The sequence below is a fragment of the Kitasatospora sp. NBC_00070 genome, assembly GCF_045041205.1.
Lineage (GTDB): Bacteria > Actinomycetota > Actinomycetes > Streptomycetales > Streptomycetaceae > Kitasatospora.
In genome coordinates this window covers 781,605-794,612 of sequence record NZ_CP108247.1, presented here as the reverse complement: position 1 = coordinate 794,612, position 13,008 = coordinate 781,605, and the positions used below count along the sequence as shown (strand labels likewise).

Here is a 13,008-nt window from a genome sequence, read left to right as displayed (position 1 = left end):
CTGTGGCCGCCGGTCGAGCCGCCGGAGACGCGGTCGGCGACCGCCGTTGGTTCAGCGGCCGGAGACGCGGTCGGCGACCGCCGTTGGTTCAGCGGCCGGAGACGCGGTCGGCGAAGCGGGCGATCGGCGAGGTGGTGGCGCGCCCGGCCGCTTCCTGGCGGTCGGCCGCGTGGTAGGCGGCGTACAGGCTGTGCACGCCGAGCCAGCGGAGCGGTTCGACCTCCCAGCGGCGCACCTGGTGGCCGACCCAGGGGAGTTCGGTGAGTTCGGTGCGGTCGCCGAGGACCAGGTCACGGAGGGTACGGCCGGCCAGGTTGGTGGTGGTGACGCCGCTGCCGACGTAGCCGCCGGCCCAGCCCAGGCCGGTGCCGCGGTCCAGCTCGACGGTGGCGCACCAGTCCCGGGGGACGCCGAGCACGCCGGCCCAGGCGTGGTCGATCCGGGCCTCGGCGGTGCCGGGGAAGAACCGGTGCAGGATCTCCCGGAGCTGGTCCACCGTCCGCTGCTGGGTGGTGCCGTCGGTGTCGGTCCGGGAGCCGAAGCGGTACGGCACGCCGCGTCCGCCGAGTGCGATCCGGTCGTCGGCGGTGCGCTGCGCGTACATGTAGGCGTGCGCGAAGTCGCCCAGCACCTCGTGGCCCTGCCAGCCGGTCGCGGCCCAGAAGGACTCGGGCAGCGGCTCGGTGACGATCATCGCGGAGTTCATCGGCAGCCAGGTCCGGCGCTCGCCGCGCAGGCCGGCCGTGAAGCCCTCGGTGGCGCGCAGCACGTAGTCGGCGGTGACCGTCCCGGCGGCGGTCTCGGCCCGGGCCCGGCGACCGGCGGCGGCCGGGTGGACGGCCGTCACCTCGGTGCCCTCGTGGATCACCACGCCGAGGTCCTGCACCACCCGGGCCAGGCCCTGGACCAGTTTCGCGGGCTGGATCCGGGCGCCGTGCGGTGTCCAGGTGCCGCCGAGCACGCCGTCCACCCTGATCCTGGCGGTGGCCTCGGCGGCCGAGAGGACGGCCAACTCGTGCTCCCCGAAGGCGTCTTCCTCGGCCGCGAACGCCTTCATCCGCGCCAGCTGGGCGGGCGTCCTGGCCACTTCGAGGACGCCGCCGAGCACCAGGTCGGCGTCGATGCGTTCCGCCGCCGCGACGTCCGCCACCTCGCGCACCGAGTCGTCCATCGCCCGCTGCATCGCCTGCGCCCGGTCGGTGCCGTACCGGCGGGCGAAGGCGCCGCGGCCGGCGAAGCCGTTGTACAGCCAGCCGCCGTTGCGGCCGGAGGCGCCGTAGCCGCAGACCCGCTGCTCCAGCACCGTGACCCGGAGCCCGGGGTCGGCCTTCTTCAGGTAGTACGCCGTCCAGAGCCCGGTGTAGCCGCCACCGACGATGCAGACGTCGACGTCCGTCCCGGCGGCCAGACCGGGGCGTGGTGCGGGCAGTCCGATCGACGAATACCAGAACGACACACCGCCGTTGACGACGGGACTGCTGCCGTTGGAGCCCACAGGGGACCTGCCTTCACTCGGTGACGTGCCCGGGAGGCTATCGTCCGGGCGAAGGCCGGGACCACGGACAGAGTGCCATGCACCTCCGGCCCGGCGCTGCACTCTGTCAGGCGTGCGCTACGGACCGGGAACCCAGCCCGGGAGGGTGGGGAGGACCTGGGTGGCGACCCGGAGCAGCGCGGCGTCGTCCGGGGTGCCGCGGTCCTGGCGCCACACGACGAACTCGAAGGATCCGCCGTCGGCGTCGGGACCCTTGGCGACCACCAGGTGCCGGGCGATGCCGCCGCTGCCGACGGTGCTGGTGCTCCTGGTGTCGAGGGCGAACACCAGGGTGTGGTCGGAGAAGGTCGCGGCCGGGTGGCCGAGCACGGTGGTCGGCAGCAGGCTCGGGTCGGGGAAGGCCATGGTGGTCCGGAGCGAGATCCTGCGGTTGTCGGTGACCTGGACGAAGACCTTCCCGAGCTGGACCCGCGCCGAGGGGTCGGACAGCACCGTGCCGTCCGCGAGGGTGATCGGCCCGCTGCCGGGCTGGGCGATCGACACGGGGGTCTCCGGCGCGCCGAGCAGGGCCGGCAGGTCGGGGCGGTTCAGGGCGGCGCACAGGGCCGGGTACCCGGGGTCGTCGGCGGGCTTGGGCGGGTAGCACACGGCGGGCTCGTCGTGCGCGGCCGCCGGGTCGAGCAGGCCGGCGCCCCAGATGCCCCCGAGCGCGGCGGCGGCCAGCCCCAGGGCGGCGACGGTCTGCAGGACGGCGTTCCTGGCACTCAGGCCGGGAGCGGTCTCCGGTGGCGGCGGTCCGGCCGTGGCCGGGGCTGAGGGTGTGTCGGTTTCCATGCAGGCCCCCCTGGGTCGGTGCGGTTGCACCGGCGTGATGATCTCGGTGCGAAGGTACCAGCGGGTAGGTCCGGCCGCCCCGGGGATTCGGGGTGCCGCCGAGCGCGGGCCCGGCCGCTCGTACGGGAGGCAGGCCCCCGGTGGTGCCGGTGCTGACAAGTCCGGTTGATGGAAGGGGAGTTGCCGGATGGATTGGCAGGAGCGAGCCGGTTGACGTGCTCATGGGGCGGCTCGATGGTGGTGCTCAGCAGCCAGGTCCCAGCCCCCATCAGGGAGACGACACCATGAGGAACCGCCGCCCCGCCGTCCTGCTCGCCGCCGTCGCGATGCTCGTCACCGGCTCCGCGCTAGCCCTCCCGTCCGCCGCCGTCGCCCGCGCCACCCCCGTCGGCGAGCAGGCCGCCGCGGTGGCCGGCGCGCTCCAGCAGTCGCTGGGCGAGGAGCGCAGTGCCGGTTCGTACCTGGACGGGAGCGGCCGGCTGGTCGTCACCGTCACGGACCGGTCCGCCGCCGAGCAGGTCCGGGCGACCGGGGCGGTGGCCCAACTGGTCGCCCGGAGCGGCGCACAGCTGGCCGCCGCGACGGCCGAGCTCGACCGTTCCGCCGCCGTCCCCGGGACGGCCTGGGCGGTCGACCCGGTCACCAACCAGGTGCTGCTCTCGGTGGACGAGAGCGTCCGGGGCGCCGAGCTGAACCGGGTCACCGAGTCCGCCGGGCGGCTGGGTACGGCCGTCCGGGTGGAGCAGGTGGCCGGACGTTTCAGCACCAAGCTGGCCGGTGGTGACGCGATCTACGGCGGCGGCTACCGCTGCTCGCTGGGCTTCAACGTGCGCAGCGGCAGCACGTACTCGTTCCTGACGGCCGGTCACTGCGGCAACGCGGTGGCTTCCTGGTACACCAGCCAGAGCCAGACCACCAAGCTCGGCAACACGGCCAACTCCCGGTTCCCGGGCGACGACTTCGCCATCGTCCGGTACACGGACGGCTCGACCCCGCCGTCCTCGGTCGACCTGTACGACGGCACCACCCGGCGGATCACCGCCGCGAGCACCCCCGCCGTCGGGGCGACCGTCTCCCGCAGCGGCAGCACCACCAAGGTGCACAGCGGGAAGGTCACCGCGCTGAACGCCACCGTCAACTACGCCGAGGGCAGCGTCCGGGGCCTGATCCGCACCACGGTCTGCGCCGAGCCCGGGGACAGCGGTGGCGCGCTGTTCTCCGGCAACACCGCGCACGGCCTGACCTCGGGCGGCAGCGGCAACTGCTCCGGCGGCGGCACCACCTTCTTCCAGCCGGTGGTGGAGGCGCTCAGCGCGTACGGCGTCAGCGTCTACTGACGGACCGTCCGCACGCCGGAGGGCCGGACCCGTCACGCGCGGGGCCGGCCCTCCGGGCTGGTCAGGGGGCTCAGGCCGGGGCCGCGGCGGACTCCTGGACCTGCGCGTACGGCGCGAGCTTCCTGATCGAGTCGATGCTCTTCATGCACTGTTCCTTCGACTCGTGCGGGTCACTGGTGATCACCACCGTGCCGTTGGACGCCTTGAGCCGGAACCGGTGCACACCCGACGTGTCGGTGTAGAGCTCGAACTTTCCTGCCATGGGACTGCTCACCTCTCGTAGGTCCGACCCCCAAGGCACCGTAGGACGGCCTTCGGGCGAGGCGCACCCCGGAGCGATCCGATCGGGTGGCGGGCTGTCAGAAACCCGTCGGGAGTCGGTCGGTCGGCGTCAGCGCCCGGCATCGGCCGACGGGAGGTCGGGGATCCAGGAGCCGTGCAGTCCGGCGCTCACGCGGTGCGGGAGGTGCACGGTGGCGACGGTGTCGAGCCCTGAGGCGTCCAGGACCAGCAGTTGGGAGGCGTCCTGCTTGAGGTCGGAGACGACGGTGAGCAGGTAGCCGTCGTCCTCGCAGGTGGCCCCGGCGGCGGGAACGAAGACGGCCTCGCTGGGCAGCCGGGCGTCGCCGATCTGCCGGATGCGGCGGGCGCCGGTGGTGCGGTCGTACTTGACCAGGCCGTAGCCGCCGAAGCCCTTCTCGTCGGGGAAGGAGACCGCGTACTGGTAGCGGTTCTCGACGCCCAGGTAAGCCTCGTTGAGAGTGGGGAACTCCACCGGGAGGTCGTCGATGATCTGCTCGTCCACGGAGCCGTCGGCCGGGTCGATGACCCAACGGCGGGTGTAGGAACGGGAGACCGGCTCCGTGCCGCGCCCCGGGGCGCCGGTCCACCAGTTCCAGGAGAGCCGGAACCCCTCCTCGTCCACGGTCGGCCCCTCCAGGACGACGCGGCCCTGGCCGTCCTCGTAGGCGTTCGAGACGTGCAGCATGTTGCCGGGCTCGATGGTGTACCAGCGGATGTGGCGCTCACCGTCCGTGCCGCGCGGCAGCACGCCGATCCGGCTCAGCTGGGTGTCGCTCCAGCTGTAGGGGATACCGGAGGGCTCGGTGAGGTCGAAGGTCACGTTGCCCTCGATGAAGACCACGTGACGGCGGGTCAGGGCGAAGTCGTGCTTGAGGGCGCCCGTCGCACCGGGGACCTCCGCGCTGTGCACGATCTCGCCCTTGGCGTCGGCCACGTAGTACGTCAGGAACGGCGGGAAGGGCGAGGACCCGAAGAAGTGCAGCTCGCCGGTGACCGGGTCCTCCTTGGGGTGGGCGGTCATCGCGCCGCGCAGCTTGCCGTCGAAGTCGTAGGCGCCGACGGTGTCCAGCTCCCGGGTGAGCTCGAACGGGAGGTTGGCCTCGCAGAGGGCGAGCAGCCGCCCGCCGTGCTCGATCACATGGGTGCCGGCGGCGCTGGCGGTCAGGTCGGGGCCGTGCTCGGTCAGGTACGGCGCGCCGTCCAGGGCCGGGGTGTGCACCCAGCGGTTGCGGTACCACTCGGCCCGGCCGTCCCGGAGCCGGATGCCGTGCACCATGCCGCTGCCCTTGAACCAGTGGGTCGGGGTGATGCCGGGCTTGGGGTTGTGGCCGTTGCGCAGCAGGTGACCCGTCAGCTCGGGCGGCAGGACGCCCTCGACGGTCAGCCCGGTGGCGGTGACCTCCTCGACGACGGGGGTGAAGTGGCCGGTCAGGTACGGGGGCTTGGCGATGGTCATGGAAGTGCCTTTCGTTGCGGGAAATCGGGGAAATCGGGGAGGACGAGGTCAGCGGGCGCCCTGTGGCACCGGGGCGGCGGCAGCCGCGCGGCCCCCGGCCCGACGGCAGGTCAGCAGCGGGGCGAGCAGGGCCGCGAGGACCAGGACCGCCGCCGAGACCGCGAAGGCGGCCCGGTAGCCGGCGGTGAGCGCTACCAGGTGGCCCTGGCCGCCGGTCGCCCCGGCGGTGACCGAACCGGCCAGGGTGGCCAGGGCGGCGAGGCCGACGGCGCCGCCGACCTGGCGGGTGGTGTTGACCAACCCGCCTGCCAGGCCCGCGTCCTGAGGCGGGACGCCGTCCACGGCGAGCGCGGTCAGCTGGACGAAGGCGACGCCGAGGCCGAGGCCGATCAGGACGGTCGGGCCGAGCACGTCGGCGAGGTAGCTCCCGTCGGCGTCCAGCCGGGAGAGCCAGAGGAACCCGGCAGCCTCGGTGAGCAGGGCGGCGGTGGCGGTCGCGCCTCCGCCGAGCCGCCGGGTGACCTGCGGTGCCAGCGTGGCGGCGAGCATGTTGGCCGCAGCGAGCGGGAGTTGGCCCGCCCCGGTGAGCAGCGGGCTCTCACCGAGCACCTGCTGCTGGTAGAGCGGCAGGAAGAAGAACAGCGCGATCCACACCGAACCGAGCAGCGCCATCAGCAGGTTGCCCGCCGCGACCCGGCCGGTGCCGAACAGGCGTGGGGGCACCAGGGCGTTCGGCCGGCGCCGCTCGATGGCGGCGAAGACGGTGAGCAGTACGGTGGAGGCGGCCAGGGTGCCGAGCACCCGTGCGTCGGTCCAGCCGGCGCCCCGGGCGGTGGTGAGACCCCAGACCAGGCAGGTGAGGGCGAGGGTGACGGCGGCGGTGCCCAGCAGGTCGAACCGGCCCCCGGCCCGTCCGTCCGAGCCGTCCGCGGCCCGCCTGCCTGCTTGCTGTCCGCCCTCGCGGGGGACGAACGCCAGCACGGCGCCCAGCACCAGGGCCGTCCCGATCGCGACGGCGTGGAAGACCCAGGGCCAGCCCCAGGCCTGGGTGAGCACGCCGCCCAGCAGCACGCCGCCCGCCGCGCCCGCGCCGGAGACCGCGCCCCACACGCCCAGGGCCTTGGTCCGGCCGGCGCCGGACGGGGCGAGCCCCATCGCGAGGGCGAGCGCGGCGGGGGCGATGGCGGCCGCCCCCAACCCCTGGACGGCACGGGCGGCGATCAGCACCCCGGAGTCGGTGGCGAGCCCGGCCGCCGCCGAGGCCGTCGCGAACAGCGCCAGCCCTCCGGCCAGCACCCGGCGGCGTCCGAGCAGGTCAGCCGCTCGCCCACCCGCCAGCAGCAGGGCCCCGAAGGCCAGGCCGTAGGCGTTCACCACCCAGGTGGTCCCGCCGTCGGAGAGGCCGATGCCGGCCCGGATGTGAGGGAGTGCCACGTTCACGATCGAGGTGGCCAGCATGACGGTGAACTGGGCTGCGGCGAGCGCCGCCAGGACGGTGGCGGGCCGGGCGGCGGCCTCCGGTCGGTCCTGTCCGGTGGGTGGGAGGTTCATGCCGCACAGATTGCTGCGGACCGGTGTCCACTCTCCAGACCGGTCGGGAGCGGGCACCGTCCACTGCTGTCCACCGCTGTCCACTCCTCCGCCGGACCGGTGGTGTCGCCCGGCCGCCCGCTCCGTCGACCGGCGTCATTCGTACTGCTGCCCGCCCGAGTTGACATGGTGTCGGCTTTGTCCGAGTCCTGGCAGTTCCCGGCCGGACGGGCCGGGAAACCGGCATGGCACGAACGATCCTTGCGGCGCGGAAAGCCACGCTGATCAGGCAAATGATCGGGTTATAGTGCCGACGATGACACCACTGACGGCCCCGCCGAGGGCCAACCCCCGCTTCAGCATCCTGTCCGAGGAGTTCGCCGCCGCGCCCGAGCGGCACTTCGGTTGGTTGCGGGAACACGCGCCCGTGCATCACGAGCCGGCGGTCGACGCCTGGTTCCTCTCCCGCCACCGTGACGTGCACCGGGTGCTGACGGACCACGAGGCGTTCACCACCGCGACCCTGCAGGTGCGCGCCGAGCCGGTGATGCGCGGGCCCGTGCTCGCCCAGATGACCGGGGCCGAGCACACGGCCAAGCGGAAGATCGTGGTCCGCGCCTTCACCGGGACGGCCCTGCGAGAGCAGGTCCGCACCGTCCGGGCCAACGCCGTGGAGCTGCTCGGCCCGCTGCTCGCCGAGGGGCGGATGGACCTGGTCAACGACTTCGGCAAGCCCTTCGCGGTCCGGGTCACCCTGGACCTGCTCGGCCTGGACCGGCAGGACTGGCGCCCGGTCTCCCACTGGCTGGCCGGGGTCGGCGAATTCATCACCGCCATCGGGCTGAGCGAGGAACGCCGCCAGGACTGCCTCGCCCGCGCCGGGGAACTGGAGTCCTACCTCGTCCCGGTGATCGAGCAGCGCCGCCGCCGGCCCGGCGACGACCTGATCTCCGCCCTCTGCACGGCGGAGTTCGACGGCATCGCGATGAGCACCCGCGAGATCACCGCGCTGGTCGTCAACATCCTGGTGGCCGCCGTGGAACCCGCCGACAAGACGCTCGGCCTGCTCTTCAAGCAACTGCTCGACCACCCCGAGCAGTTCGCCCAGGTCCGGCGGGACCCGGCGCTGCTGCCCGCCGCCATCGCCGAGACGCTCCGCCGTACTCCGCCGGTCCAGCTGATTCCGCGCCTCGCCGAACGGGACGCCGAGTTCGACGGCACCGTCGTCCCCGCAGGTGCGACCGTGTTCTGCATGATCGGCGCGGCGAACCGCGACCCCGCCGTGTTCGCCGACCCGGACGCGTTCGACCTCCACCGCGCCGATCTGGGCACCGCCCGGTCGTTCACCGCCGCCGCCCAGCACCTGGCCTTCGGCACCGGCCTGCACCAGTGCGTCGGGGCGGCCTTCGCCCGCGCGGAGATCGAGACCGTGGCGGCACTGCTGCTCGCACAGCTCGACCAGGTCCGGCTCAGCCCCGGGTTCGAGTACCGGGAGACCGGTCTCTACACCCGTGGCCCGGTCGCCCTGGTCCTGGACTTCACCCCCGTCCACGGCTGACCGGCAGCCGGCACCTACCGCACTCCCCGAAAGAGAAACCCCGATGACCACCACCGACATCACCCGGGCCATCACCGACCTGCTGTTCACCCCGGACCTGCCGCTCGACCGGGCCGTCGACCGCCACTTCGCCCCCGGCTACCGCCAGCGCACCGACGGCGTGTGGAGCGACCGGGCCGGCTTCGTCCAGCACATGGAGCGACTGCGCGAAGTGGTCGTCAGCGGGCAGATCGAGGTGCACGACGAATTCCGCGACGGTGACCGCTACGCCGACCGCCACACCGTCACCGTGGTCCGGGCCGACGGCCACACCTCCCGGCACGAGGTCTACCTGTTCGCCCGCTTCGCCCCCGACGGCCGGTTCGAAACCGTCCAGGAGACCACCCTGCTGGTCTCCGGCGACGAGGGCGACCGAGACCTCGGGAGCATCCGGTGACCCCGCCCGGCACCGGCACACCACCGAACCGTCGACCGCAGAGGGGAGGAGCCGTCCGATGGCCTCGCCCGGGCAACGGCTGAGTGACGCGCGCACCCGGTCCTTCATCGGACGGGACGCCGAACTCGACTCCTTCACAAGGGCGTTGGCCGGCGAGACCGCGGCACCGTTCGTCTTCTACCTGGTCGGACCCGGCGGCATCGGCAAGTCGACGCTCGTGCGCCGCCTGGCGGACCAGGCCCGGCCGACCGGCCGGCCGGTGCTGGAACTGGACGGCCGGTTCGCCAGCCGCGACCCGGCCGAGTTCGAGCGCGCCGCCGCCCGCCTGCTCGACGTCCCGGGAACGGTGCTGTTCGTCGACTCCTTCGAGCACTGCCAGTGGCTGGAGAGCTGGCTGTGGCAGCACTTCCTGCCCCGGGCAGCCGAGGGCACCCTGGTGGTGCTGGCCGGCCGGCTCGCACCGCAGCCGCAGTGGGCGGCCGACCCGGCCTGGTCCGGGCTGCTGCGGGTGCTCGAACTGCAGCCGTTCACCGAACACCAGGCGCGGAGCCTGCTGACCACCGCCCAGGTACCGCCCCAACTGCGGGAGCGGGTGCTCGGCTTCGCCGGCGGCAACCCGCTGGCCCTGACCCTCGCGGCCGCCGGTCAGCCAACCAACTGGGGCCGGGAGGAGGGGACTTGGGCACCCTCCGCGGACGTCCTGCACACCCTGCTGGCCCGGCTGGTCGGTGAGGTGCCGACGGCGGCCCACCGCCGCGCCCTGGAGGTGGCGGCGCAGGCGTACTCCACTTCGGAGGAACTGCTGTCCTCGATCCTCCCCGACGAGGACGCCCACCTGCTGTTCGGCTGGCTGCGGAACCTGCCGTTCATGGAATCCACCCACCGGGGGCTCCATCCGCACGACGCCGCCCGCGAGACCCTCGCCGCCGATCTGCGCTGGCGGGCGCCGAACGCCTTCGCCGAGATCCGCCGGCGGCTCGCCGAGGAGTACCTGCTCCGGCTGCGCGAGGCCCCCGAGGAGCAGGTCTGGACCGTCACGGACGAACTCTTCTACCTCTTCCGGGAGGGCGAGATCGTCGCCCGGCTGCGCACCTGGTCCCGTGAGGAGGAGGTGCACGACCGGCCCCTCAGGTCCGAGGACCTCGACACCGTGCTGCAGATGGCCGAGCGGACCGAGGGCCCCGAATCCGCCGAGGTGGTCCGCTACTGGGCCCACCGCCAACCACAGGCGTTCAGCGTGTACCGGCTGGTGAGCACCGGCCGGATCGTGGCGTTCACCGCCCGGCTCGCCCTGCACGCACCCCCCGACCCCGACGACCTCGCCGCCGATCCGGTGGTGGCCGCGGCCTGGGCCTACACCGAGGCCACCGCACCGGTCAGTCCCGGCGAGCACATCGGTGTCAGCCGCTTCACCGTCTACCCCGAGCGCTACCAGGTCCCCTCCCGGGTCATCGACCTCAGCTCCTCCCGCGCCCAGGCCGAGTCCGCGCGGGCCCGGGCCCGGGCCTACGGCTTCGCGGTCTGGCGGGACGCCGAGACCTGGGCCGCCCGGGTCAGGGGCAGCCTCACCGACACCGGTGCCCGGCCCCGCGTCGGCGCGCACACCTACGGCCTGTTCGCCGTCGACTGGCGTCAGGTCCCCGTCGAGACCTGGCTCCGGCACTTCATCGCCGCGACCGACGTACCCGCCCAGGCCAAGCCGTCCGCGCTCTCGCGTGCTGCTTTCGACCGGGCCGTCCGCGAGGCCCTCGCGCACTGGCGCAGTCCAGCCGCGTTCGCCTCCTGCGCCCTGCTGCGCACCCGCCTCGCGGCCGACCTGGCCGACCCGGTGGAGGAACTGCGCGCGCTGATCCGCCGAGCCGTCGACGACGTGGCCCAGGACTCGCGCGGCGCCCGGGCCAGGGACGCCCTGACGGCTGCCCACTTCTCCGGCGCACCCACCCAGGAAGCCGCCGCCCGCCGGCTCGGCCTGCCGTACGGCACCTACCGGCGGCACCTGCGGCAGGGACTGGACCTGCTCTGCGAACTGCTCTGGGAACAGGAACTGCACGGGGTGCCGCGCTGACGGCGGTTCGGCGGCCGGTCGGGGGCGCGGGGGTCAGAGGCGAACGGTCATCGCCACGTTCACGTCGTCCCCCGCCGAGAGGTCCAGGGGCCTGCGCACGGCGATCTTGAGCGGCAGCAGGTAGCCACCGTCCTTGGGGAAGAGCGAGGTGGCGAAGGCGGTCCCACCGATCCGGGCCTCGACCGGAACGACGCCCCAGCCGTACGTGGCCATCGCCGCCACCTGGCGTACCTCGGCGGCCTGTTCCGCCGGCACGGGGACGAAGTAGAACGGGGCGGGTCCTCGCCACTCGATCACCCGGGCGGTGAAGACGATGTCCACGGGATCGGTCCGTTCGTTCGGGAGGGTCCGGCGTGGGCTGCCCCGCCGGCGGTCTGGACACCACCCTAGTACGGCAGATGATCATCGGTCACGCGGTCCGCGACCGACCTGTCGGCACGCGCCGGTACCGGCCGTCGGACCGCGGTCACGTCGTAGGGTGCGGTTGTGCTGCATCTGCGACTGATCGTTCCGGCCGACCTCCGAGACACCGTGCTGGCCCGCCTGGAGGGTTGGGTGGGTGTCACCCACGTGGTGGTGCTGCCCGGGGCGGCGCTGTCACCGGCCGGGGACGTGATGTCCTGCGACGTGGCCCGGGAGGCGGCCGACGAGGTGTTGAGCGGGTTGCGCGCGCTGGGGCTGGCGGAGCACGGGGCGATCAGCGCGCAGCAGGTGGAGCTGGTCCTGTCGAAGGCGGCGGACCAGGCCGAGGAACTGGCACCGGGGGAGGGGGCCGATGCGCTGGTGTGGGAGGCGGTCGCCGAGATCACCCACGAGGAGTCCACGCTGACCGCCGTGTATCTGGCGTTCATGTCGGTGGCCACCATGCTGGCGGCGTGCGGTGCGGTGCTGGACAGCGCGATCCTGATCGTCGGGGCGATGGCGGTCGGCCCGGAGTTCGGGCCGCTGGCGGGACTCTGTGTCGCGGCGGTCCAGCGCCGGGTCGGGCCCGCCCTGCGTTCGCTGAACGCGCTGTTGGTGGGTTTCGCGGTGGCGATGGTGCTGACCGTCGGGTTCTCGTGGGTGATGGACCGTCTGGGGCTGTTCAGCCCGGGCCGGTTCGAGGGGCCACGGCCGGGGACCTCGTTCATCTGGCAGCCGGACGCGATGTCCTTCGTGGTGGCGCTGCTGGCCGGGGTGGCCGGCATGCTCTCGCTCACCTCCGCCAAGGCCGGGATGCTGGTCGGGGTGGCGATCTCGGTGACCACCGTCCCCGCAGCCGCCAACGCGGCGGTGGCGGTGGTCTACCAGGACTACTCGCAGGCGGTCGGTTCGGCCGTCCAGCTCCTGCTCAACCTGCTGGGCATCGTGGTGGCGGGCGTGCTGACCCTGGCGGTGCAACACGCGCTGTGGCGGTCCGTGCGGTCCAGGGCCCGCGGCTGACCGGGCCTCAGGCGAGCTGCGTCCTGACGGGGCCGTGGACCTTTCCGGCCAGTCGGGAGTCGTCGGCCAGGAAGGCGGCGAACTCGGCCTGCTGCTCCGGGGTGAGCCCGGCCTTGAGGACGGTGGCTCCCACCGGCACCCGGGCGGCCGTCCTGAGGTTGCTCGCCACCGCCCAGGCCACCGGGTTGTCCGTCACCCGGGTCACCGAGGCCCAGGGGACCTCGTGTCGGGTGGCCCCCACCTCGTAGCCGAGCCCCTCGCCGGTGATCCGTACGACGGTGGGGCCGCTGAACCGCCGGGCCGTCATCAGCACCATCTTGCGGTGCAGGACCGGCGTCGCCCAGATCAGCGCCAGCCCGGCCACCGCGATCACCGTGAACCCCCAGGGGCCGAGCAGGCCGAAGAGACCGACCAGCACCCAGAAGCCGGCGAGCAGCCAACGCCGCACCGGCCTCCGTGTGGTGTGGTTCCGGATCGCCTCGGCGAGGTCCGCCTCGGTCGCTGTGTAGTCGGCCCGAATGTCCACTGTTTCCCCCGTTGACGGTCCGTCGGCCCCGGTCGCGGCCGAGCAG

The 13,008-nt window shown here is 73.4% G+C and carries 12 protein-coding genes; 5 read left to right on the top strand and 7 right to left on the bottom strand.

From position 1 onward, the window contains the following. Window positions 1-88: 88 nt before the first annotated feature. Window positions 89-1,456 carry an NAD(P)/FAD-dependent oxidoreductase gene (locus OHV05_RS03670; RefSeq protein WP_405016308.1) on the bottom strand — a complete coding sequence of 456 codons (1,368 nt, stop codon included), beginning with the start codon at window positions 1,454-1,456 and terminating at the stop codon, window positions 89-91. Window positions 1,457-1,612: 156 nt separating this feature from the next. Beyond that, the gene (locus OHV05_RS03665; protein WP_405016307.1) at window positions 1,613-2,329 is read right to left on the bottom strand and encodes a DUF6215 domain-containing protein; all 717 of its coding nucleotides are present in this window, start codon (window positions 2,327-2,329) and stop codon (window positions 1,613-1,615) included. Between the two features lie 284 nt (window positions 2,330-2,613). Between OHV05_RS03665 and OHV05_RS03660 the strand changes: the two genes are divergently transcribed. Next, window positions 2,614-3,666, top strand: a complete 1,053-nt coding sequence (locus tag OHV05_RS03660; protein WP_405016306.1) for an alpha-lytic protease prodomain-containing protein — start codon at window positions 2,614-2,616, stop codon at window positions 3,664-3,666. A gap of 70 nt (window positions 3,667-3,736) precedes the next feature. Here OHV05_RS03660 and OHV05_RS03655 read toward each other — a convergent pair whose 3' ends face one another. The 3 genes from OHV05_RS03655 to OHV05_RS03645 all read right to left on the bottom strand — a co-directional run bounded on the left by OHV05_RS03655 (window position 3,737) and on the right by OHV05_RS03645 (window position 6,976). Then, window positions 3,737-3,928: a YegP family protein gene (locus OHV05_RS03655; RefSeq protein WP_403039787.1), complete on the bottom strand. Its 192-nt coding sequence runs from the start codon at window positions 3,926-3,928 to the stop codon at window positions 3,737-3,739. 129 nt (window positions 3,929-4,057) lie between these two features. Continuing rightward, window positions 4,058-5,425, bottom strand: a complete 1,368-nt coding sequence (locus OHV05_RS03650) for a carotenoid oxygenase family protein (protein WP_405016305.1) — start codon at window positions 5,423-5,425, stop codon at window positions 4,058-4,060. A gap of 48 nt (window positions 5,426-5,473) precedes the next feature. Continuing rightward, complete coding sequence (locus OHV05_RS03645) at window positions 5,474-6,976, bottom strand: MFS transporter (protein ID WP_405016304.1); 1,503 nt, start codon at window positions 6,974-6,976, stop codon at window positions 5,474-5,476. A gap of 295 nt (window positions 6,977-7,271) precedes the next feature. Here OHV05_RS03645 and OHV05_RS03640 point away from each other — a divergent pair, with 295 nt between their 5' ends. The 3 genes from OHV05_RS03640 to OHV05_RS03630 are packed head-to-tail and all read left to right on the top strand — an operon-like array spanning window position 7,272 to window position 11,014. Beyond that, the gene (locus OHV05_RS03640) at window positions 7,272-8,513 is read left to right on the top strand and encodes a cytochrome P450 (RefSeq protein WP_405016303.1); all 1,242 of its coding nucleotides are present in this window, start codon (window positions 7,272-7,274) and stop codon (window positions 8,511-8,513) included. Between the two features lie 43 nt (window positions 8,514-8,556). Then, window positions 8,557-8,949 carry a nuclear transport factor 2 family protein gene (locus OHV05_RS03635; protein WP_405016302.1) on the top strand — a complete coding sequence of 131 codons (393 nt, stop codon included), beginning with the start codon at window positions 8,557-8,559 and terminating at the stop codon, window positions 8,947-8,949. Window positions 8,950-9,007: 58 nt separating this feature from the next. Next, entirely contained in the window at window positions 9,008-11,014 is a 2,007-nt protein-coding gene (locus tag OHV05_RS03630; protein WP_405016301.1) for an ATP-binding protein, read from the top strand. A 33-nt stretch (window positions 11,015-11,047) separates the two neighbouring features. Here OHV05_RS03630 and OHV05_RS03625 read toward each other — a convergent pair whose 3' ends face one another. Continuing rightward, a complete protein-coding gene (locus OHV05_RS03625; RefSeq protein WP_405016300.1) occupies window positions 11,048-11,335 on the bottom strand; it encodes a DUF1905 domain-containing protein in 288 nt (95 codons plus the stop codon). A 165-nt stretch (window positions 11,336-11,500) separates the two neighbouring features. Here OHV05_RS03625 and OHV05_RS03620 point away from each other — a divergent pair, with 165 nt between their 5' ends. Continuing rightward, the gene (locus tag OHV05_RS03620; RefSeq protein WP_405016299.1) at window positions 11,501-12,436 is read left to right on the top strand and encodes a DUF389 domain-containing protein; all 936 of its coding nucleotides are present in this window, start codon (window positions 11,501-11,503) and stop codon (window positions 12,434-12,436) included. A 7-nt stretch (window positions 12,437-12,443) separates the two neighbouring features. Here the strand turns inward: OHV05_RS03620 and OHV05_RS03615 are convergent, their stop codons facing one another. Then, complete coding sequence (locus OHV05_RS03615; protein WP_405016298.1) at window positions 12,444-12,962, bottom strand: hypothetical protein; 519 nt, start codon at window positions 12,960-12,962, stop codon at window positions 12,444-12,446. Window positions 12,963-13,008 lie beyond the last annotated feature (46 nt).